The 21,539-nt window shown below is 68.3% G+C and carries 18 protein-coding genes; 3 read left to right on the top strand and 15 right to left on the bottom strand.

Features of this window, described 5'->3' with window-relative positions; translation table 11 throughout:
• Positions 1-81: 81 nt before the first annotated feature.
• The 8 genes from ACN8HC_RS15885 to ruvC all read right to left on the bottom strand — a co-directional run bounded on the left by ACN8HC_RS15885 (position 82) and on the right by ruvC (position 8,778).
• On the bottom strand, positions 82-2,397 hold the full coding sequence (locus ACN8HC_RS15885; protein ID WP_490075814.1) for a RelA/SpoT family protein: 2,316 nt from the start codon (positions 2,395-2,397) through the stop codon (positions 82-84).
• Between the two features lie 19 nt (positions 2,398-2,416).
• Entirely contained in the window at positions 2,417-2,938 is a 522-nt protein-coding gene (locus tag ACN8HC_RS15890) for an adenine phosphoribosyltransferase (RefSeq protein ID WP_490075815.1), read from the bottom strand.
• A gap of 5 nt (positions 2,939-2,943) precedes the next feature.
• The gene (gene secF, locus ACN8HC_RS15895) at positions 2,944-4,098 is read right to left on the bottom strand and encodes a protein translocase subunit SecF (protein WP_490075816.1); all 1,155 of its coding nucleotides are present in this window, start codon (positions 4,096-4,098) and stop codon (positions 2,944-2,946) included.
• Positions 4,098-6,080 carry a protein translocase subunit SecD gene (gene secD / locus ACN8HC_RS15900; RefSeq protein ID WP_490075817.1) on the bottom strand — a complete coding sequence of 661 codons (1,983 nt, stop codon included), beginning with the start codon at positions 6,078-6,080 and terminating at the stop codon, positions 4,098-4,100. Before secD ends, secF begins: the two co-directional genes overlap by 1 nt.
• The gene (gene yajC, locus ACN8HC_RS15905) at positions 6,081-6,416 is read right to left on the bottom strand and encodes a preprotein translocase subunit YajC (RefSeq protein WP_490075818.1); all 336 of its coding nucleotides are present in this window, start codon (positions 6,414-6,416) and stop codon (positions 6,081-6,083) included. It abuts the gene before it with no gap.
• 128 nt (positions 6,417-6,544) lie between these two features.
• Complete coding sequence (gene ruvB, locus ACN8HC_RS15910) at positions 6,545-7,636, bottom strand: Holliday junction branch migration DNA helicase RuvB (RefSeq protein WP_490075819.1); 1,092 nt, start codon at positions 7,634-7,636, stop codon at positions 6,545-6,547.
• Between the two features lie 15 nt (positions 7,637-7,651).
• Positions 7,652-8,248: a Holliday junction branch migration protein RuvA gene (gene ruvA, locus ACN8HC_RS15915; protein ID WP_490075820.1), complete on the bottom strand. Its 597-nt coding sequence runs from the start codon at positions 8,246-8,248 to the stop codon at positions 7,652-7,654.
• On the bottom strand, positions 8,245-8,778 hold the full coding sequence (ruvC, locus tag ACN8HC_RS15920; protein ID WP_490075821.1) for a crossover junction endodeoxyribonuclease RuvC: 534 nt from the start codon (positions 8,776-8,778) through the stop codon (positions 8,245-8,247). Before ruvC ends, ruvA begins: the two co-directional genes overlap by 4 nt.
• A 146-nt stretch (positions 8,779-8,924) precedes the next feature.
• Here ruvC and ACN8HC_RS15925 point away from each other — a divergent pair, with 146 nt between their 5' ends.
• Both ACN8HC_RS15925 and ACN8HC_RS15930 read left to right on the top strand, forming a co-directional pair.
• On the top strand, positions 8,925-9,164 hold the full coding sequence (locus tag ACN8HC_RS15925) for a FitA-like ribbon-helix-helix domain-containing protein (protein ID WP_490075822.1): 240 nt from the start codon (positions 8,925-8,927) through the stop codon (positions 9,162-9,164).
• The gene (locus ACN8HC_RS15930) at positions 9,161-9,583 is read left to right on the top strand and encodes a type II toxin-antitoxin system VapC family toxin (RefSeq protein ID WP_490075823.1); all 423 of its coding nucleotides are present in this window, start codon (positions 9,161-9,163) and stop codon (positions 9,581-9,583) included. Before ACN8HC_RS15925 ends, ACN8HC_RS15930 begins: the two co-directional genes overlap by 4 nt.
• An 8-nt stretch (positions 9,584-9,591) precedes the next feature.
• On the opposite strand, the gene ACN8HC_RS15935 is transcribed toward ACN8HC_RS15930, so the two are convergent.
• From ACN8HC_RS15935 to pdxT, 3 genes are all read right to left on the bottom strand, one after another.
• Positions 9,592-11,001 carry a serine hydrolase domain-containing protein gene (locus ACN8HC_RS15935; protein WP_490075824.1) on the bottom strand — a complete coding sequence of 470 codons (1,410 nt, stop codon included), beginning with the start codon at positions 10,999-11,001 and terminating at the stop codon, positions 9,592-9,594.
• Positions 11,002-11,007: 6 nt separating this feature from the next.
• Positions 11,008-11,778, bottom strand: coding sequence for a YebC/PmpR family DNA-binding transcriptional regulator (locus ACN8HC_RS15940; protein ID WP_490075825.1), 771 nt, complete (start codon positions 11,776-11,778; stop codon positions 11,008-11,010).
• Between the two features lie 114 nt (positions 11,779-11,892).
• A complete protein-coding gene (pdxT, locus tag ACN8HC_RS15945; RefSeq protein ID WP_490075826.1) occupies positions 11,893-12,498 on the bottom strand; it encodes a pyridoxal 5'-phosphate synthase glutaminase subunit PdxT in 606 nt (201 codons plus the stop codon).
• A 180-nt stretch (positions 12,499-12,678) separates the two neighbouring features.
• On the opposite strand from pdxT, the gene ACN8HC_RS15950 reads away from it, so the two are divergent.
• Entirely contained in the window at positions 12,679-14,799 is a 2,121-nt protein-coding gene (locus ACN8HC_RS15950) for an MMPL family transporter (protein WP_490075827.1), read from the top strand.
• Between the two features lie 110 nt (positions 14,800-14,909).
• On the opposite strand, the gene ACN8HC_RS15955 is transcribed toward ACN8HC_RS15950, so the two are convergent.
• From ACN8HC_RS15955 to ACN8HC_RS15970, 4 genes are all read right to left on the bottom strand, one after another.
• Positions 14,910-16,850 carry a S53 family peptidase gene (locus tag ACN8HC_RS15955; protein WP_490075828.1) on the bottom strand — a complete coding sequence of 647 codons (1,941 nt, stop codon included), beginning with the start codon at positions 16,848-16,850 and terminating at the stop codon, positions 14,910-14,912.
• A 201-nt stretch (positions 16,851-17,051) separates the two neighbouring features.
• Complete coding sequence (locus ACN8HC_RS15960; RefSeq protein WP_490075829.1) at positions 17,052-19,061, bottom strand: VWA domain-containing protein; 2,010 nt, start codon at positions 19,059-19,061, stop codon at positions 17,052-17,054.
• Positions 19,051-20,391 carry a bifunctional metallophosphatase/5'-nucleotidase gene (locus ACN8HC_RS15965; protein ID WP_490075830.1) on the bottom strand — a complete coding sequence of 447 codons (1,341 nt, stop codon included), beginning with the start codon at positions 20,389-20,391 and terminating at the stop codon, positions 19,051-19,053. Before ACN8HC_RS15965 ends, ACN8HC_RS15960 begins: the two co-directional genes overlap by 11 nt.
• Before the next feature lie 9 nt (positions 20,392-20,400).
• Entirely contained in the window at positions 20,401-21,531 is a 1,131-nt protein-coding gene (locus tag ACN8HC_RS15970; RefSeq protein ID WP_490075831.1) for an oxidoreductase, read from the bottom strand.
• Between the last annotated feature and the right edge of the window lie 8 nt (positions 21,532-21,539).

Raw genomic sequence — 21,539 nt, forward strand, 5'->3', positions numbered from 1 at the left:
GACCTGGTCATCCGGTGGATCAGCTGGACAGCACCCGGCCGGTCAGATCGGGCTGGAAACGATCTTCGCTGCCTCTCGAGATCAGGACTGGCTGGCCGCCGGAGCCTCGGTGCTGCGGTGCCCGGATCCGGTGATGCGATAGACGTCGAACACGCCGTCGATCTTGCGAACTGCCTTGATGACGTGATCGAGGTGGCTCGGGTCGCCCATTTCGAAGGTGAACTTCGACATGGCCACCCGGTTGCGCGTCGTCTGCACCGACGCGGACAAGATGTTGACGTGCTGGTCGGAGAGCACGCGTGTGACATCGGACAACAACCGGTTGCGGTCCAACGCCTCCACCTGCAGTTGCACCAGGAAGACCGACGCCGCCGAGGGCGACCACGCGACGTTGATCAGCCGCTCCGGCTGGGCCAGCAACTGCTCGGCGTTGGTGCAGTCGCGGCGGTGCACCGACACCCCGTTGCCGGTGGTGACGAAACCGATGATGTCGTCGCCGGGCACCGGGGTGCAGCAGCGTGCCAGCTTGACCCACACGTCGTCGGTGCCGACGACGGTCACCCCCGGATCGGCGGCCGACGCGCGCCGGTTGCGCCGCACCGGGTTGGTCGCCTCGGCGAGGTCCTCGGTGGTGCCCTCCTCGCCGCCGAGCATGGTCACCAGCTGTTTGACCACGTGGTCCGGCGAGACGTGGCTGTCGCCGATGGCGGCATACAACGCATCGATGTCGTGATATTTGAGCTGCTCGGCGACGGCGGTCAGCGAGTCGTGCGACATCAGCCGCTGTATGCCGAGGCCCTTCTTGCGGATGGTCCGCGCGAGGGCGTCCTTCCCGTTCTCGATGGCCTCCTCACGGCGCTCCTTGGAGAACCATTGGCGAATCTTGTTGCGGGCGCGGGGGCTCTTCACGAAATTCAGCCAGTCGCGGCTCGGGCCGGCGCCGTCCGCCTTGGAGGTCAGGATCTCGACGACGTCGCCGTTCTCCAGCGGGCTCTCCAGCGGCACCAGGCGCCCGTTGACCCGGCCGCCGATCGTGTGGTGACCCACCTCGGTGTGTACGGCATACGCGAAGTCGACCGGGGTGGACCCGGCGGGCAGGCCGATCACCGAACCCTTCGGGGTGAAGGCGTAGACCTCCCGGGAGCCGACGTCGAAGCGCAGCGACTCCAGGAACTCCCCCGGGTCGGCGGTCTCCCGCTGCCAGTCGAGCAGCTGCCGCAGCCAGGTCATGTCGTTGACCGGGCCGGCGTCGCCGTCGACCTCGTCGCCGCCCTTCTTGGACTCTTCCTTGTACTTCCAGTGCGCCGCGACCCCGTATTCGGCGCGTCGGTGCATCGCGAAGGTGCGGATCTGGATCTCCACCGGCTTGCCCTGCGGGCCCATGACCGTCGTGTGCAGCGACTGGTACATGTTGAACTTCGGCATCGCGATGTAGTCCTTGAACCGCCCGGGAAGGGGGCTCCAGCGCGAGTGAATGGTGCCGAGCACCGCGTAGCAGTCGCGCACCGACTCCACCAGCACCCGGATCGCGACGAGGTCGTAGATGTCCTCGAAGTCGCGGCCGCGGACGATCATCTTCTGGTAGACGGAGTAGTAGTGCTTGGGCCGGCCGGTGACCGTCGCCTTGATCTTGGCCGCGCGCAGGTCGGCCGTGACCTGCTCGCGCACGCCGCGCAGGTATTCCTCCCGGGCCGGGGCGCGGTCGGCCACCAGCCGGGCGATCTCGTCGTAGACCTTCGGGTAGAGGGTCGCGAAGGACAGGTCCTCCAGCTCCCACTTGATGGTGTTCATGCCCAGCCGGTGCGCCAGCGGGGCGTAGATCTCCAACGTCTCGGTGGCCTTGCGCTGGGCGGACTCGGCCGACACGTAGCGCCAGGTGCGGGCGTTGTGCAGGCGGTCGGCGAGTTTGATGACCAGCACCCGGATGTCCTTGGCCATCGCGATGACCATCTTGCGCACCGTCTCGGCCTGGGCCGCATCGCCATAGGTCACCTTGTCGAGCTTGGTCACCCCGTCGACCAGCATGGCGATCTCGCGACCGAACTCCTCGGTCAACTGCGTCAGGCTGTATGACGTGTCCTCCACCGTGTCGTGAAGCAGCGCCGCAGCGAGCGTCGGAGGCGTCATACCGAGCTCCGCCAGAATCGTCGCGACGGCCAGCGGATGGGTGATGTAGGGGTCGCCCGACTTGCGCAGCTGACCGCGGTGCGCCTTCTCGGCGACGGTGTAGGCCCGGTCGATGACGGCCACGTCCGCCTTCGGGTGAGTCGCCCGGACGATGGCGAGCAGCGGCTCGATCTCGCGGTTTGTGCTCGGCCGCGGAGCACCGAAACGGACCAGCCGGGCACGAACCCGGGACGCACCCGACGGGTTGCTGGTGCGCTCGTCCTGACTCATGTACCGAGTCTAATGGCGCTTAGTCCACGAGGATCGCGCGCACGTCGCGATCGGGCAGTCTGTCCCGCCCGCGCAAGAACGACAATTCCAGCAACACCTCGAGGCCGACGACCTGCGCGCCGGCGCCTTCGACGAGGTCGCACGCGGCCGCGGCCGTGCCGCCGGTGGCGAGGACGTCGTCGACGAGGAGCACCCGATGCCCCGCGGTGAACGCGTCGGTCGTGACCTCGATCGTCGCCGTGCCGTACTCGAGATCGTAGGACCGCGCGTGGGTGTCGCCCGGCAGCTTGCCAGCCTTGCGGATCGGCACGAACCCGAGGCCCATCCGCAGCGCGAGCGGCGCCCCGATGATGAAACCACGGGCCTCCACCCCGGCGACCACGTCGGTCTTCCCGGCCCAGCGGCCGGCGATGTCGGCGAGCACCTGCTCGAACGCCGACGGATCCCGGAAGAGCGGCGTCAGGTCCTTGAACAGCACGCCCGGCTTCGGGAAGTCGGCGACCTCCCGGGTATGCGTGGCAAGAATGTCGGCGGCGGTCATCGAGGTCAGTCGTCCGCCCGCTTGGCCAGCGGGTGGATCTCGCGGCGGCGAGTTTTGCTCGCCATCGCGGCCGCGGCGGCCTTGGCTCGCTCCGGCTCGATGACACCGGACACCGACTCACCGGGCGTGTGCTGGTCGCGGCTGCCGGTCTTGGCGAGCACGTTGGCCTGGCTGTTCTGGTAGGCCTTCGCCCGCCGGTCGAGTTCCTTGATCCCCGCCTCCCGCTGCCGCAAGGACACCAGCAGCGGCGTTGCGATGAAGATCGACGAGTACGTGCCGACGGCGATGCCGAAGAAGAGCGCGACGGCCAGGTCGAGCAGCGTGCCCGGACCGAGCAGGAAGATGCCGACGACCATGATCGCGGTGATCGGCAGCAGCGCGACGACGGAGGTGTTGATGGACCGCACCAAGGTCTGGTTGACGGCGTAGTTGGCCGCCTGCGCGTAGGTGCGGTTGCCGGTCCTGATCGCCTCGTTGGTGTTTTCCCGGACCTTGTCGAAGACCACCACCGTGTCGTAGATGGAGTAGCCCAGGATGGTCAGGAAGCCGATCATCGTCGCCGGGGAGATCTCGATGCCGGTCAGCGCGTAGATGCCGACGGTGAAGAAGAGGTCGTGCACCAGCGCGACGAGCGCGGCGGCCGCCATGGTCCACGTGCGGAAGTAGACCGACAACAGGATCGCCAGCAGCAACAGGAAGACGATCAACGCTTGGATCGCCTTGTGGGTCACCGAGCTCCCCCACGACGGCCCGATGAACTGCGTGGTCACCGAGCTCTGCTTGACACCGAACTCCTTGGCCAGCGCGCGCGCGACCTTGTCGGTGTCGGCCGACGTCCCGTGGCCGAGCTTCTTGGACTCGATGTTGACGGTGGTCGGACCGGCCTTGGTCACGACCAGGTTGTCCGCCGAGCCGACCGCGGACTTCACCGCGTCGTGGGCTCGCTGGTCGAAGTTGCTGACGTTCTTGATGTCGGCGACCGACACCTGCGAACCACCCTTGAACTCCAGGCTGAAGTTCAGTCCCCGGCCGAACAGGCCGACCGCGGCGGCGATGAGCAGGATGGCCGTGAGGAGATACCAGGTGCGACGCCGGCCGATGAAGTTGATCTGCCGCCGACCGGTGTAGAGGTCGTTGCCGAACTGCGCGAAGCTGGCCATCAGGCCTTTCCTCCTTCGACGGCGGTCGCGGCACCCGCGGCAGCCTTCCGGTCGGCGATGGTCACGCGACCACGTCCGGCATACGTGACACCGCGCGCACCGAGCCGGTCGGGATCGAAACCGGACCACTTGTGGCCCCCGCCGAAGAACTTCGTGCGGGCCAGCAGGGTGAGCACCGGATGGGTGAACATCATCACGACCGCGATGTCGACGACCGTGGACAACCCGAGGGTGAAGGCGAACGCCTTCACGTTGTCCTCACTGAGCACGTAGAGCACGGCGGAGGCGAGGAAGTTGACCATGTCGGAGATGATGATCGTCCGGCGGGCGCGGGCCCAGCCCGTCTCGACGGCGGCCCGCAACGGCCGCCCGGATCTGACTTCGTCTCTCACCCGCTCGAAGTAGACGATGAAGCTGTCCGCGGTGATGCCGATCGAGACGATCAGACCGGTGACGCCGGCCATCGTGAGCCGGAAGCCGGCCGTGGTGCCGAGCAGCACCACCAGCCCGTAGCTCAGGACGCCGGCGACGCACAGCGACGCAACGGTGACGAAACCGAGCATCCGGTACTGGAACAGCGAGTAGAGCACCACGAGGGCGAGGCCGATGATGCCGGCGAGGATGCCCTTCTGCAGTTGGTCGGTGCCGACCTGCGGGCTGACCTGGTTGGAGGTGAGTTCCTTGAACGAGAACGGCAGGGCGCCGTACTTCAGTTGGTTCGCGAGCGTCTTGGCGCTCGACTCGGTGAAGTTGCCGGTGATCTGCGCCTGCCCGTCGGTGATCGCCGACTGGGTGCCCGGCGCCGAGATGACCCGGCCGTCCATGGTGATGGCGAAGCGGTTCTGGTCCGACTGGTAGGGGTACTGCATCAGCCGCTGGGTGACGTCACCGAACGCCTTCTTGCCCTGGTCGTTCAGGCTGAGGTTGACCGCGATCGTGCTGGTCAGGTTGCCCTGCTGGTTGGTGGTGTTGCCCCAGGACGCGCCGCTGACCTCTTTACCGGTGACCTCGGCCGGGCCCATCAGATATTTGGTGGTGGCGTCACAACCGATGTCGGCCTGGTTCTGCGGGGCCTGCGCCGCGATCTCGCGCCACTTCTCGACCGGCGGGGTGCCCGCGGCGTGCTGCGCCGCGGTGCACGGGAACGCCGAGAACAGCTGCGAATAGGTCTCGCCGGCGGTCGCCATACCGTTGTCGACCCAAATCTTGTCGACCGGCATGTTGCCCCAGGCGGTGTCGCTCGCCGAGGTGGGCTCGGGACGTGCGCCCGGCAGCTGCCGCTCCGGCTGGGTGGGGGTCGGGCTGGGCGTAGCGGAACTGGACGGGGTCGAGCTCGCCGACGACTTCGCGGTGGCGCTCGGAGTGGAGGACGGCGACGAGGTCGCGGCCCGATACGCTTGCGGCAGCACGTCATTGGCGCCGGACGCCGTGGACGTCGCGGTCGCGCTCGGCGACCCCGACTTCGCGGCGGACGAGCTCGTCGACGCCGTGGCCGACGGCGAGCTGCTCGACGACGGCTTCGCTGAGCTGGACGAACTCGGGCTGGAACTGGGTGTGGGCGTCGCGACGGGCAACTGCTGGGTCTGGATCACCGCGCGGAAGGCGAGCTGCGAGGACTGGGCCAGCGAGTCGAGGGTCGCCTGGCTCGGGTTGCCCGGCAACGACACGACGATCAGCGACTTGTTGAGCGTCGAGACCTGCGCCTCGGAGACGCCGTTGCCGTTGACGCGGTTGCGGATGATGTCGACGGCCTGGTCCACCTGGCCGGCGTTGACCTGCTGACCCTTGCCCACGATCGGCTGCAGGGTGATCTGCCGGCCGCCCTCGAGGTCGAGACCCAGCAACGGGACCCATTTGCCCTTGGGGTGCGCCCACTGGGATGCGCCGGCGATGCCGGCATACAAGGCGATGACCAACAACAGCAGGACGGCCAGAATCCGTCGCGGGCTGACGCCCGCCGATCGACGTGCTCGGGTTGCCACCTATTCGGCCTTCGTCTCGGGTGTGGGGTCGTCGTGCTTGTCCAGGTCGACGGTGTCAGCCGTCGCGCTCGGCGGGAGAGCGGACTGCCCGGTCACCTTCTGGCGCGGCACGATCGCGCGGCGCACGAAACGCACCTGCACTCCCGGTGAGACCTCGATGCTCCCCTCCTCGTCGTCGAGGGCGACGAGGGTGCCGAGCAGGCCGGACGTCGTACTGACCTCCTGCCCCACCTGGATCTGGTCCTGCGCCGCGCGCATCTGCTGCTGGCGCTTGCGCTGGGTCCAGAAGAGCCACGCGATCAGCACGATCGGGACCAGAAGAATCAGCGAGTCCATGGCTGCTCCAGGGCATACATCGAAAAGTCAGTCCTTGAGATTGGTGGGGTCAGGGCAGCATCAGCGGCCGACGGGTGAGTCTAAGTGAGTAACGTCGCCGACGGGTGGTCGGGTTCCGTCCGTGTCGCTCAGCCCCCGAATCGGCCGTTGTCGTCGTCCAGCGGCAAGGGTATGGCGCCCGGCGCGCCACCCGACGGGGCCGTGAAGCCGAGATGCTCCCACGCCAGCGGCGCCGCGGCCCGGCCGCGCGGCGTGCGGACGAGGTATCCCTCGCGCACCAGGTAGGGCTCGGCGACCGTTTCGACGGTGTCCGGCTCCTCGCCCACCGCGACGGCGAGCGTCGAGAGGCCGACCGGTCCACCGCCGAACCGGCGGCACAGCGACTCCAGCACGGCCCGGTCGAGGCGGTCGAGCCCGCTCTCGTCGACGTCGAAGAGCGCGAGGGCCGCACGCGCCGCGTCGCGGTCGAGCACTCCGGTGCCGTGCACCTGCGCGTAGTCGCGGACCCGGCGCAGCAGCCGGTTGGCGATCCGCGGCGTGCCGCGGGAGCGGCCGGCGATCTCGGTGATGCCCTGCTTGGTGGAGTCGATGCCGAGCAGCGTGGCGTTGCGGGTGAGGATCTGCGCCAGGTCGTCGGCGCTGTAGAAGTCGAGGTGCCCGGTGAAGCCGAACCGGTCGCGCAGCGGCGCGGGCAACAGGCCGGCGCGCGTCGTAGCGCCGACGACGGTGAACGGCGGCAACTCCAGAGGTATGGCGGTGGCGCCCGGCCCCTTCCCGACGACCACATCGACCCGGAAGTCCTCCATCGCGAGGTAGAGCATCTCCTCCGCCGGCCGCGCCATCCGGTGGATCTCGTCGAGGAAGAGCACCTCGCCCTCCGCCAGCGAGGACAGGATCGCGGCGAGGTCGCCCGCGTGCTGGATGGCCGGACCGCTGGTGATGCGGATCGGCTGCTCCAGCTCCGCCGCGATGATCATCGCCAGCGAGGTCTTGCCGAGCCCGGGCGGCCCGGAGAGCAGGACGTGGTCCGGCGGCCGCTGCCGGCGGCGGGCAGCCTCCAGCACCAGCCCGAGCTGGTCGCGCACCCGCGGCTGGCCGGGGAAGTCGGCGAGCCGCTTGGGCCGCAGTGCGACCTCGAGTCGGCGCTCCTCCTCGTCGCTGCCCGGGTCGACGATGCGCGACGTCGCGTCCCACGAACCGTCATCAGTGCGCTCATCCATCTGTTCCATCATTGCTCAGCGCCCGAGTTCACGCAGCGCCGCACGCAACAGCGCGGCGACCTCGGTGACGTCGGGATCGGCGGCCGCGACCTTCGCGACGGCGTCGTCGGCCTGCTTGGCCGACCAGCCCAGACCGATCAGCGCCTCGCTCACCTGGCCGTGCTGACCACTGGTCGGCACCGGCGCCGCGTTGTGCGTGCCGCCGGGCGCCAACGGTCCGACCTTGTCCTTCAGCTCCAGCACGATCCGCTCGGCGCCCTTCTTGCCGATGCCGGGCGTCTTGACGAGGGCGGCGACGTCGCCGCCGGCGATGGCGGCGCGGATCTGGTCGGGACTGGCGACGGCGAGCATGGCCAACGCGATGCGGGGGCCGACACCGCTCACGGTCTGCACCAGCTCGAACAGATCGCGCTCGTCGGAAGTGGCGAAACCGTAGAGCGTCAGGGCGTCCTCACGCACGACGAGCGTGGTGGAGAGCGAAGCCTCTCCCCCGCTCCGCAGGGCGGCCGCGGTGCCCGGGGTGGTGTGAGTCAGCAGGCCGACGCCGCCGACCTCGACGACGACCTGGTCGAGCCCGACGTGCAGCACCGTCCCGCGCAGCGTCGCGATCACCGGCGGGCCCCCGCCGTCGCGCGTTGCCTCGCGACCGCTGCGGCGATGCGGTCCTGGGCGCCGCCGCGCCATACGTGGCAGATCGCGATGGCGAGCGCATCCGCGGCGTCGGCCGGCTTGGGCGCAGTGTCCAGCCGCAGGATGCGGGTCACCATGGAGGTCACCTGCGCCTTGTCGGCGCGCCCGTTGCCGGTGACGGCGGCCTTCACCTCGCTCGGGGTGTGCAGCGCGAGCGGCAGGCCGCGGCGCGCAGCCGCCAGCATCGGTATGGCGGACGCCTGAGCCGTGCCCATGATGCCCTTGATGTTGGCCTTGGCGAAGACACGCTCGACCGCGACGGAGTCGGGCTCGTGCCGCTCCATCCATTCGTCGATCTCGGTCTGCAGGCTGAGCAACCGCTCCGCCGGGTCGTCGGTCACCGGTGTGCGGACCACGCCGACCGCGATCATCCGCACCGGCTGCCCGATGCCTCCCTCGACCACTCCCAGACCGCACCGGGTCAGGCCGGGGTCGACTCCGAGCACTCGCACAGCGGGGCAGCTCCTTGATCACAGGTGGTCCGACATATGTTCGGTGCTCGCCAGCCTAGGCGCGCGGGCCGTCATACCTGCGAAGGCTCGTCCGGCGCGTCGCAGTGCTATCATTTACCATCATTGATAGCAACTCGGAGTAGACCATGGCAGCCATCACCGTCCGCAACCTCCCAGCCGAGACACATCGTGCGCTGAAGGCGCGCGCAGCCGCACACGGTCGGAGCACTGAGGCCGAGGTGCGTGCGATCCTGCGTGACGCAGTCGCGGAGCCGGAAGGAGCCGGTTTCGGTACCCGCGTGGCACGGGCGGCGGCAGAGGTCGGCGGCTTCGACCTCGAAGTAGAGCGCGACCGCACCAACTCTGAGCCGATCGACTTCGCGTGATCGTTCTCGACACGAACGTCGTGTCCGAACTGATGCGCGCGGCGCCGCAACGCTCGGTTGTGGAGTGGGCGGACCGGCAGGCGTCCTCGACGCTGTTCGTCGCGTCATTGAGCTTGGCCGAGATTCGCTTCGGCATCGCCGCGCTGCCCCGCGGACAACGGCGCACGCAGTTGAGCCACACCTTCGAGGAGACCATCCGGCCGATGTTTGGCGACCGGGTGCTCGACTTCGATGAACCTGCATCGATCGCGTGTGCCGAATTGCGTGCCGAAGCTCGATCGACCGGCCGCGCCATCGGGGATGTCGATGCACTGATCGCCGCAATCGTGCGCAGCCGTTCCTTCATTGTGGCAACGCGCGACGTCGCACCCTTCGAAGCCGCTGGGCTGCAGGTCATCAATCCGTTCGCCGCCGGTTGAACCCGCGATTACGCCACAGGAATGCGGTGAGCGGCCGGTTCGAGGCCGTGCAGCGGCGGCTGTCGCCAGTGCAGCTCGACCGTGGCGTCTGCCGGATCAGCGATGAGCCGGATGACGTGCGGCGTCCGGATCATCCGCAGCTCGGCCCGGAAGACGCCGTCGGCCCAGCCACCCGCGGACCGGAAAGGGAGCCCATGGTCACCCTGCCATGCACCGGCCGACCAGGTGCCGCTGCCGATCGGCAGCTGCCAGGAGTCGGCACCTCTGCGGAATGTCGCAGACCAGCCGTCTCCCTCGCTGCGAATCGCCAGCGACCGGACGCTCGGCGCCGCGTCACCACCGACCCGTGCCAGGACATCGGTGCCGCGCCCGCTGCCGTCATCGGTCGGTGGCTCGATGGCCGCAGCGGCGAGCCGTGCACCGAGGGCTTCGTCGGCGGTGGCGGTGCCAGCGGTTCCGAGTCCCGGGAGCAAGTGCTGCCACACCGCGTCGAGCACATCCTGCATCTGCGTCGTCTCGGCGGTCATCGCCAGCACCGCGTCCTGCTCGGGCAGCACAAGACAGAACTGCCCGTAGGCGCCGTCGCCGCGGAAACCGTTGCGGCAGATCCAGAATTGGAAACCGTAGCCGCGTCCCCAGTCGAACGTCGGCTCGTCGGCGCCCGGTCGACGGTGCGCTGCGTCGTTCGGCATCTGCAGGGACGTCGCGAATGCGACCCAGTCGGCCGGGACGAGTTGCCGGTCGTCCCACCTTCCGTGGTGCAGCAACAACTGACCGAAGCGCCCGATCGCATCGGTGGACAGATGCAAGCCCGAGAAGCCACAGTCGTGGCCGTGGCCGTCGGTCAGCCAGGCCGCGTCGGAGACGCCGAGCGGATCCAGCAGTCGCGGCCGCAGGTAGTCCAGCAGCCGCTCGCCGCTGCTGGATTCGATGAGCCGGGCGACCGTGTAGGTCGCCAGCTGGTTGTAGGTGAAGACAGTGCCCGGCTCCCGCTCGGGCGGCAGCCGCAAGAACGCGGCGAGCCAGTCGTCGGCTCGGGGACTGATCGCGGGGTCCTCGAGATGTCCGGTCCCCATACAGAGGCAGTCACGAACGGTGACCCGCCCCCAGCGGTCGTGCACGTCGTCCGGGACGAGGTCGGGCACGAGGTCGACGACGCGGTCATCGAGCCGAAACCGCTTCTCCGCCACGGCGATTCCCGCAGCCGCGCTCACGAAGCTCTTGCTGAGCGAGTAGAGCAGGTTGAACTGTCCGGCTTCGTATGGCGACCAGTGCGCCTCGGCGACGACCGCACCGTGACGCAACAGCACGAGGCTGTGCATCTCGACACCACTGCCGGTCAGCGCATCGAGAAAGCCGCCGACCGCCGCGGCGTCGACGCCCTGCGCACTGGGCGTGGCTTGCGGCAGGGCACGCACCGGCGGTCAGTCCTCGGCTTCGAGCTCCGCGAGCACCTCGTCCGGCACGTCGCCGTTGGCGTAGACGTTCTGGACGTCGTCACTGTCCTCGAGTGCTTCGATGATCCGGAACATCTTCTTCGCGCCGTCCTTGTCGAGCGGCACCTCAACAGTCGGAAGGAACGACGAGTCCGCCGAGTCGTAGTCGACGCCTGCAGCCTGCAGCGACTCCCGCACAGCGACCAAATCCGTTGCCTCCGAGACGATTTCGAAGGACTCGCCGAGGTCGTTGACTTCCTCGGCCCCGGAGTCGAGCACGACCTCGAGCAGCCCGTCCTCGCTGGCCTCACCGTTCGGCTGCTTCTTGGGGACGATCACGACGCCCTTGCGGTTGAAGAGGAATGCGACCGAGCCGGACTCGCCCATCGAGCCGCCGTTCTTCGACAGCGCGGCGCGGACCTCGGCCACGGCGCGGTTCTTGTTGTCCGTCAGGCACTCGATGAGCAGCGCGACACCACCGGGCGCATAACCCTCGTAGGTCAGTGACTGGTAGTCGGCGCCGCCGGACTCCGCACCGGAGCCACGCTTGACCGCGCGGTCGATGTTGTCATTGGGAACGCTGGACTTCTTGGCCTTCTGAATGGCGTCGAACAGCGTCGGGTTACCGGCCGGGTCACCACCACCGGAGCGCGCCGCGACCTCGATGTTCTTGATCAGCTTGGCGAACAGCTTGCCGCGCTTGGCATCGATCGCTGCCTTCTTGTGCTTGGTTGTCGCCCACTTGGAGTGACCGCTCATGGAACCCTTAACCCTCTTCTGATTCGAACGTGCTCGCGCCTCGACCGACGATGCTATAACCAGCGTCGCTGGTCGAGTGCCGCGAGGGACGAGCGGCGCATCGAGACCCGGCGCTCACGCTTTCGCCATACGCAGGAAGTATTCGTGGATCCGGTGATCGCCGGTGACCTCGGGGTGGAACGACGTCGCCAGCAGATTGTCCTGCCGCACGGCGACGATCCGCCCGGCCGCCGGACCGCTGCTCACCGTGCCGAGCACCCGGACCTCCGGGCCGACCGACTCGACCCACGGCGCCCGGATGAACACGGCGCGCACCGGTTCGGCGGAGTCTCCCAGGATCGCGGGCATCGACAGGTCCTCCTCGAAGGAATCGACCTGTCGCCCGAAGGCGTTGCGGCGCACGGTGACGTCGAGGCCCCCGAGCGTCTGCTGGTCAGCCGTGGCGTCGAGCACGCGGTCGGCCAGCAGGATCATCCCGGCGCAGGAGCCGTATGCCGGCAGGCCGTGCTGCAGCCGCTCACGCAACGGGTCCCGCAGCTCGAAAGCGCGCAGCAGCTTGTCCATCGTGGTCGACTCCCCACCCGGCAGCACGATGCCGTCCAGGTCGGCCAGCTCTCCCGGGCGACGGATCAAACGCGTTCTCGCGCCAAGGGATTCGAGCGAGCGTGCGTGCTCGCGGACGTCGCCCTGTACGGCTAACACGCCGATCAGTGATTTCACGTGGGTAGCGTCCCACACCCCCGGCGACGCGCCCGTGGCGGCCGGCCAGCGGACTGCGCGGCCAGAACCGAAAAATCAGGTGCATCGACCCCAGGCATTCGATAAACTCACGATATATCGTGATAGTGAGAAAACCTAAGTACTTGCTGTCACCATCCAGCTTCTCGGGAGGATCTTCGGATGGACCACCGCATCGCCGGGCTGATTTGCGGTCGCCGCAGCAAGTACGCCGTACTCGTCATCTGGGTCGTGGCGCTCATTGCGCTCGGCCCGCTCGCCGGCAAACTCTCCGGCGCACAGGACAATCAGACCTCGTCGTGGCTGCCGACCAGCGCAGAGTCGACGAAGACCTTCGACCAGCTGGGCAAGTTCGTCGATCGCAACAGCCTGCCCGCGATCGTCGTCTATCACCGCGCCGGCGGGCTGACCGCCGCAGATCGGGCGAAGGCGCAGGCCGACGCTACGACCTACAGCAAGGACACGCCGCACCTCGCGGGCAAGGTCATCGGACCCATTCCGTCGAAGGACGGCACGACCCTGCAGACGCTCGTGCCCCTGCACATCGATCCCAAGTCTGGCTGGAACGATCTGCCGGCGACCGCGGACAACATCCGGGCGACGGCGGACCGCCACGCCAATGGCATGAGTGTGCACCTCGGTGGTCCGGTCGGCTTCGGCGCCGATCAGGCCGATGCGTTCGCGGGCCTGGACGGCACGCTGCTCTTCGGCACGCTCGGCGTGGTGATCCTCATCCTGCTGCTCACGTATCGAAGTCCGGTGCTGTGGGTGTTGCCGATTCTGAGTGCCGGCGTGGCGCTCATCGCGGCGCAGGCGTTCATCTATCTGCTCGTCGACCACACCGGCCTGACGGTGAACGGCCAGAGCTACGGCATCCTCACCGTGCTCGTGATCGGCGCCGGCACCGACTACGCACTGCTGCTCGTGGCCCGATATCGCGAAGAGTTGCGCAGGCACGACGATCGCCACGAGGCAATGGCTTTCGCGCTGCACCGATCGGCACCGGCGATCCTGGCCAGCGGCAGCACGGTGATCCTGGGCATGCTGTGCCTCCTCGCCGCGGAGATGAACTCCACCAAGGGACTCGGGCCGGTCGCCGCGCTCGGCATCGTGTTCGCCCTGCTGGCGATGGTGACGCTGCTGCCGGCGTTGCTGGTGACCGTGGGCCGCTGGGTGTTCTGGCCGCGCCGGCCGACCTACGGCAGCCCCGAACCGACCCAGAGCGGGCTGTGGGCGCGCGTCGGCCGGTTCATCCGACCGCGACCTCGTGCCGTCTGGCTGGTCACGGTAGGCATCCTGCTGCTCTGTACCCTCGGCCTGACCCAGCTGAACTCGCACAGCCTGTCGACGACGGAGAGCTTCACCGGGCATCCTGACTCGGTCGCCGCGGCCGAGATCCTGCAGAGTCACTACTCACAGAACAGCGCCGACCCCGTCTACGTGCTCGTCGACTCCCAGTCGGCACGGCAGGTCACCGGCGAGCTGTCGTCGGCCGGCTTCAGCCCGACAGCGGCACCGCTGACCCGGGGTGACCGCACGCTGCTGCAGACGGCGATCTCCGGAGATCCCTACAGCTCCAACGCTTTCGACCAGGTCATCCGCATCCGCGACATTGCGCACGGCATACCCGGGGCGCATGCTCTCGTCGGTGGCACGACGGCGGTGACGTATGACGTGCAGCAGGCGACCGACCACGACAGCCGGGTGATCATCCCACTGACGCTGCTCGTCGTACTCATCGTTCTCGGCATCCTGCTGCGAGCGATCGTGGCGCCGGTCGTGCTGATCCTGACCGTGATCGTCTCGTTCGGTGCGGCGCTGGGCCTGTCCTCGTTGACCTTCCACTACGTCTTCGGTTTCGCGGGCACCGACCCGTCGTTGCCGCTGTTCGTCTTCGTCTTCCTGGTGGCTCTGGGGATCGACTACAACATCTTCCTGATGACCCGGGTCCGCGAGGAAGCGCGGCAACACGGCACACGCCGCGGGGCGATCGTCGGCCTGTCGGCCACCGGCGGGGTGATCACCTCGGCCGGCCTGGTGCTGGCCTCGACCTTCGCGGTGCTCGGCACCTTGCCGCTGGTCACCTTCGCCGAGATCGGTTTCGCGGTCGCACTCGGTGTGCTGCTCGACACGATCGTGGTCCGGGCCGTGCTGGTCACGGCGCTGACGCTCGACATCGGGCCGGCGATCTGGTGGCCCGGCAAGCTGCGGACGGTGGCGGACGCGACGGACGAGCAGATCGAGTCGGACGCCGCCGCGGAGCGAGTCACCGCCTCCACCTGACGACAAGGTCAGCAAACGATCGACGGCTCAGAAATCCGACCGTGCGGACGGCCGGACTTCTGAGCCGCTCGACGCGTCCCGGGCCTCTCAGCCCGGCGCCGATCTGCTGGTTACTTGCGTGCGGCGAACACGTAGAACAGCGCGGCCGGTGAACCGACACCGGTCTCGTCGTCCCAGCCGCGCGTGTCGTGCAGCGTCGAGGTCTGCACGTCGATGCGCTGCAACTCGAAGTGCAGCCCGCCGGACCGGTTCAGATGGTTGACGTAGTCCGTGCGGACCTGCGACAAGGGCTGCCTCGGCGCCTTCAAGTCGTGCAGCGCGCGACTGTCGAGCAGCGAGTAGTACAGCGGGTTGACGAAGCCCAGGGCGTGGTGCGCCCGGGAGCTGGCCACCGCGACAATGCCCGCCATCACCGGCGAGGACAAACTGGTCCCGCCGATCCGGTAGGTGTCCCAGTACGTCCCGTCCGGGAACGCCTGGGTCTCACCGACGACCAGGCCGGTGTTCGGGTCACCGACGGTCGCGATGTCCGGGATCGCCCGCATCGGCGTGCTGCCGTAGTAGTCCGCGACCGAGGTCGGAACGATGCCCTTCTGATACCAGGGTTGCGGGAAGAGCTGGCTGGTGCCGCCGCCACCACCGGAGGAGTAGGTCCCGGGGGGTGACACCCACGAGGTGCCGTTCGCGGACAGCTGCGCGTAGGCGTTCTGCCAGCCCCACTCACCGGCCCAGACACCCTTCTGGTTGACGTCAAGGCTGGTGCCGCCGACACCGGTCACGTACGGCAGATCGGCCGGGAACTCCGCGGTCTTGGCAGCCAGATCGGTGCCGCCGGCCGTGTGGTCGCCGCTGTCGCCGGTGGAGAAGTTCACCGTGATCCCGCGCAGCGCAGCCTCGGTGGAGTACTGCTGGTAGAAGTCGATGTAGGACTGCCCCAGGTCCGCGACGTCGTCGACGCCGTCGGTCCAGGAGTTGGTGATCACGTCACCGGTGTGGTTGTCGATCGCCGCCGCCCAAGTGTCGTCGAGTCCGGACGCGCAGTCCGGTGCCCCGGCATACACGATCTTGGCGCCGGGCGCCATCGTGTGCACGGCCTCGACGTCGAGCGTCTCCTCGCCGTACCAGCCGTTGCCGCCACACTCGTTGACCAGGTCGTAGCCGTTCGGTCCCGGTGTCTGCTGGGTGAACTGGCCCTTCGTGAACTGCGGGAGGCCGTACTTGGCGTTGTACCTGCGCACGTCCTGGACGATCGTCGGCGCCGCGAAGGCGTCGGTGATGACGACCGTCTGCCCCTTGCCGGAGTGCCCCTGCTTGAGCTGGCGGTCGACGCCGTACGCGCTCTCCAGTTGTTTCGGGGTGTAGCCGCAGACCGCGTAGGGCCACTTCTTGCCGTATGCCGACGGCAGTGTCCGCGCGATCTTCTGTCCGTAGTAGGACGAGCAGGGCTGCACGCCGTAGCGGGCACCCGGGGGCGGCCCGGGCAGCGTGTCGGCGGGCTTCTTGACGGTGGCGCCCGTGTCCAAACCCACGACGCCCTTGACCGCGGACAGCACCGTCGCCGACGTGTTGCTCGGCAGGGTTAACGCCGTGGTGTTGGACCGGACCGTCACACCGAGGAAGGAGTAGGACTCCATCTTCGTCGCGAAAACGCGATCGACAGTGCTGGTCGATCCGGTGACGTTGACGAGCATGCCGCTCGGCGAGACCGACGACACGTGCAGACCCTGCGACTTCGCCCAGGAGGTGATGGCCGCGATGTCGGACCTACTCGGGCCGTACGCGGCATTGAACTGTTTCAGGCTGAGCCATTTGCCGTAGCGCGCGCTCGACGGATCACTGAGGGCGCGAACTTCGGCGTTGGCCCCGGCCTGGTCACGCATTGCGAGCAGGAGGCTGAAACTCAGCGTCTGCCGGCTCGGCAAGGCTCCCTCGGCACGCGCCTTGCCCAGCCAGGCCGGCCGGGCCTGGACCGTATGCCGACCGGTTTGGGCCGACGCAGCGCCTGCGGTCGCAAGACCCATGCTGACCGCCAACGTTCCTGCTGCTGCCAAGGCAACTACTTTGGTACGCGATGTTTGTCGCTTCACGAATGCACCTCACCAATGTGGAGGAGATCAATTGCTGGCCGATCGACTCAGCTTTTGAAATAGACACCCATTCGGCGCAGCACGTCAATCAGTCCGGCTCACTCTGATAGGAACCTGATTCGACATTGGTCGGCATCTGCATGTCATTCGGAAAACGCTGCAAAGTCAGCTGACCCAGCCGCCGCGCCAACCCCAGCCGCCGAAGTCACCGTAGGTTGCGCCCCCGCCGCGCCCACCCAAGTAACCGCCCACGACGGCGGCGCCGAGCTCGTCCAGTTCCGGCGCGACGACACGGCCACCCGCACGCTTCGCGAGTTGGTCGACGAACCGGGCGAGTCCGGGGTCTTCGCCGAGTCGGAAGATCGTCGTCTGGGCGCCGAGCCGCACCGCGTTGTCGAGTTCGCGCACGCTGTAGGCGATCGTCAGCGGGTGCGGCGGGTAGCTGAACCACGCCTCCCCGTCCGGCTCCAGGTGCGCGGTCGGCTCGCCGTCGGTCACGATGAGCAGCACCGGCTGGGCGTTCGGGTGCCGGCGGAAGTGCTGGTTGGCCAGCATCAGCGCGTGGTGCAGGTTGGTGCCCTTGTCCCACTCGGCCGACAAGGCGGTCAGCGTGTCGATGTCCATCGTCTGCGCATGCCGGCCAAAACCGATGAGCTGCAACGTGTCTCCGCGAAAGCGGGTCTGGATGAGGTGGTGCAGCGCCAAAGCGGTGCGCTTCATCGGCACCCACCGCCCGTCCATCGCCATCGAGAACGACGTGTCGACCAGAAGTGCGACCGCAGCCTGGGTGCGCGCCTCGGTCTCCTGCACCTCCACGTCGGAGATCGCGAGGAGTCGCTCGTCTTCACCACTTGCCCGGCGCAGCGCGGCGTTGGTCAGCGTGCGCGTGACGTCCCACGGTTCGGTGTCGCCGAACTCCCACCCACGGCTGGCGCCGGTCGGCTCCCCCGCCATACCGGCCCGACGCGCATCGCGTGAGCCGGCTCGGCCGTTCAACCGGGTCGCGACGTCCTTCAGCAGCGTCCGGCCGAGCTCCCGCATCGCACGCGGGGAGAGCTTCAGCTCGCCACTGGAATCCTTTGTCAGATAACCGCGTTCGCGCAGCGCCTGCTCCAGCTCGGCGAGTGTTCGCGCAGATGCGGCCGCTTCCCCACCGAGCTGCTTGGCCAGTGCGTCGAGGTCCAGGTCGTCCATCTGCGCACCGGCATACTGCTGGGACAACTGCTCGGACAGATCGTCCAACTGCGCGAGATCCTGTATGACGCCCGTGCCGTCACCCAGGCCCATCCCCTGCTGGCCGCTGAACTCCTCCGAACCCGACCAGTCCTCGCCCGGGCGCAACGACTGCAGGTTGGCGTCCAGCTGCGCCAGCTGTTGCATCAACTCCGGTGAGCCGAACGCCTGCTGCGACAGCTGCATCAGCTCGGCCCGCTGTTCGGCAGTCATCGAGTTGAGCATTCGCTGCGCGGCGGCCGCGCGCTGTGCCAGGGAGTCGAGCAGTTCGTCGATGTTCTGCGGGTTCTCCGGGAAGAAGTCGCCGTGTTTGGCCATGAAGTCGGCGAACTGCTGATCGGTGTCCTCCCCCCGGGCATGCGCCTCGAGCAGGTCGTTGAGGTCCTGCAGCATCTCGCTGATCCGCTGCCGGTCCTCGTCGGTCGCGCCCTCCAGCGCCTGCTTCATGCCGGCGAACCGCTGGTCGAGCATCTCCCTGCCGAGCAGGTCCTTGATCTGCTCGTACTTCTCCCGAGCCTCGGAGCTGCGCCACGGGTAGTCGGCCAGCTCGTTGACCGCCGCCGCGGTCGAGGGCGGCAGGTTCTCGATCCGCATCTCGGCGAACCGGGCGTCATCGTCCAGGTCGCGTGCCAGCTGTTTGCGTTCGGCCAGCACCGCCTCGTCGAGCAGCTTCTTGATCTCCTGGAAGGTCCCGTCCAGGTTGTGCTTGGCGAGCAGCTCGCGACGTTTCTCGGCGACCTGCCGCGCAAGGTCGTCGAGGCCCCGCTGCTGCCGGCCGCCGCGGCGCAGGAACTCGCGCATCGCGTGCTCCGGGCTGTAGCCGGCCATGACGTCCTCGCCGATGGCGTCGAGCGCCTCGGCCAGGTCGACCGGCGGCGCCAGCGGGTCCGGGCCGCCGGCATACCGGCCGTAATGTGCGCGATGAGTGTGCTTAGGTGCCAACGAGATACGCCTCCAGAAGCTCCGGCAGGATCTGCGGAACGAAGATCTCCATGTCCGGTGAGTTGTCCGGCACGAGACCGCCGTATGACGAGACCTCGACGTCCCCGCCGGACACGCGGTAGATCGCGTCGTCATTCAGCGGCCGGTCGCCGACGAACACCTCGCCGTCCGCGATGGTGGCGCCGACCACCACCAGACGACCGAGCGCTCGGCCACGGAACAGTCGCGGCGTCCTGTCGGCGTTGTCCGCACTGAGCCCGATCTGCAGCATCGATCGCAGCCGTCGGCCGGTGGTGGTGATGATCGACAGGTTGGCCGGCGACGACGTCGCGGCCCAGATGTCTCCGCGCGTCACCCGTCCTTCCGGCAGGCCGGCATCGCAATTGGCCGGATAGAGCAGGGTGACATCCACCGGCTGCGCCTCGTGCATCGCCCACGCCAGCAGTCGGGCCACCCCACCGCCGTCGACCGGGTTGTAGTCCGCCGCTTCCCTCAGCGTCGCGATCGGCTCGGCCAGCCAGTCCTCGATCCTGCGCTCCTGGTCGGCAACGGCGTCCAGCACCCGCTGGTCGGCGGGACCGTCCTCGGGCACGGGTTCGAGGCTCATCGACCGGACGGTCACGCCGTCGGTCGTCACGTCGAGCAGCACACGGCCCAGGTGCTCGGCGTAGTTGCCGGCCTGGGCGATCGGGACGCCGCCGAACGCCCACGTGCCGTCGGGCAGCGCGTCATGGGTGTGACCGCCGACGACCAGATCGACGCTGCCGCCGAGTGTGGCGGCAAGTGCCGTGTCCTGCGGCAGCCCACAGTGACTCAGCACGACGACCACGTCCACGCCGTCGCGCCGCAGTTGCACGGCTGCGTCGTGAACCAGCGTGTAGAGCGGCACCTCGGTCAACCCGTAGGACGAGTAGGAGTTCATCAGCGGCACCGAGATGCCGATGACGCCCACGCGCGCCGAGTCGGTGTCGATCACCTGGGTCGCGGCGACGCCGGCCGGGAGTGCACCGTCGCGGTGGAAGTTGCCCAGCAGCGGTGGCCGCCCGAACGCCTCGGCGTAGTCGACCAGCCGGTCCGGGCCGTATCGCAGCATGCCTCCGTTGCCGACCACCGCCGCATCCACATCTGCGGCCCGCAGCACCGCCCACCCTGCCGCCCCGTAACTCAGCGCGGAGAGGCGAACACTCGACTCCTCGATGTCACCGCCGTCGAAGAGCAGCACCGGATGGTCGGACTCTACCCGGATCCGGCGGGCCATCGCCGAGGCGCGCGCCAGCTCCTCATAGCGCCCGTGTACGTCGTTCCAATGCAGGATCTCCAGTGTTGCCAAGGCTTTTGCCTACTTCCTGGACCAACGCGAGTATGGCGTGACCAGCTTGGCGACCGCGCCGTTCGGACCCGATGCCCAGCATGCGCCGCCCACCGAGCAATGGATGCCGTCGTAGTCGGTGGTGTCGAATGTGGCCCAGGTCCGACCGTCGTTGGTGCTGACATCGCTGCCGGTCGGCCCCACCGCGATGATGTCATCGCCCCAGCCCGGACCGTACGCGACACCGGAGCGGTAGCCGCCGAGCGAGTTGCTCGCCTTCCACGGGAACCAGGCGAATTTCGTTGCGGCTGCATTGCTTCCATCCGTCGGCGCGGTGTAGTCGCCGCCCACTGCGACGCCGGTCCAGGAGTTCTTGAACGCGATGCTGTAGATGCCGGCGGAGTCACCCGCGCGCACCGGTGTCGCCTCCGCGGTCCAGCTGTCCCCGGCGTTCGTGGTGTGGAACACCCGTGGCGCCTGGCCGCCGGTGGCGAACCAGAACTCGCCCGGACGCGCGCGGTGCGGGTCCTGCGCCGCGACCAGGCAGGTGCCGGACGCGGCGAACCCGAACTCGTTCGGGTATGCCGGAGGCATGCCGGTCGTCGGCAACACCTTCCAAGTGCGGCCGCCGTCGGTCGTGCGCGCCATCCGGAAGTAGCCGTCGACCGGGTCGCTCATGGCGAGACCGATGCCGTGGGAGCTGAACGCCATACAGTCGTAGAACGCGGCCGGGTCGGTGTTGGTGAACACCTGCTGCCAGGTCTGGCCGCCGTCGTCGGTGCGGAAGATGCGTGAATCGCTCCCGGGACCGATCGACAACGCCTCCGCGTGCCGGCTGTCCCCCGCCTCGATGTCGCGCAGCGCCAGCCCGTCGGCCTTGGCGGCCGACGGTGACACGTCGGTCCAGGTGCGGCCACCGTCCGCGGTGCGGAGCACACTGCCCTGCTCACCGCTGACCCATGCGACGCGACTGCTCACGGCGGCCAGGCCGCGGAACTGTTCCTGCACGCCGGTCGGACGCGGAATCCACGAATAACCGTCTGGCGCCCCGCGGTTCGGCGATGCGGTCGCAGCGGGCACAGCCAGCGCGGCAGCAGCGAGGACGGTCGCCGCGAAGCCGGCAACTCGCACGGAACGACGGGAAGCGCTGTGAGTGACCATCTCTCAGA

Source organism: Flexivirga sp. YIM B11880 (genome assembly GCF_058148645.1).

Bases quoted from the DNA above. Each gene is read 5' to 3' on its own strand.
- ACN8HC_RS15885 (WP_490075814.1), bottom strand. From the start codon at position 2,397: ATGAGTCAGGACGAGCGCACCAGCAACCCGTCGGGTGCGTCCCGGGTT.
- ACN8HC_RS15890 (WP_490075815.1), bottom strand. From the start codon at position 2,938: ATGACCGCCGCCGACATTCTTGCCACGCATACCCGGGAGGTCGCCGAC.
- secF (WP_490075816.1), bottom strand. From the start codon at position 4,098: ATGGCCAGCTTCGCGCAGTTCGGCAACGACCTCTACACCGGTCGGCGG.
- yajC (WP_490075818.1), bottom strand. From the start codon at position 6,416: ATGGACTCGCTGATTCTTCTGGTCCCGATCGTGCTGATCGCGTGGCTC.
- ruvB (WP_490075819.1), bottom strand. From the start codon at position 7,636: ATGGATGAGCGCACTGATGACGGTTCGTGGGACGCGACGTCGCGCATC.
- ACN8HC_RS15925 (WP_490075822.1), top strand. From the start codon at position 8,925: ATGGCAGCCATCACCGTCCGCAACCTCCCAGCCGAGACACATCGTGCG.
- ACN8HC_RS15940 (WP_490075825.1), bottom strand. From the start codon at position 11,778: ATGAGCGGTCACTCCAAGTGGGCGACAACCAAGCACAAGAAGGCAGCG.
- ACN8HC_RS15950 (WP_490075827.1), top strand. From the start codon at position 12,679: ATGGACCACCGCATCGCCGGGCTGATTTGCGGTCGCCGCAGCAAGTAC.
- ACN8HC_RS15970 (WP_490075831.1), bottom strand. From the start codon at position 21,531: ATGGTCACTCACAGCGCTTCCCGTCGTTCCGTGCGAGTTGCCGGCTTC.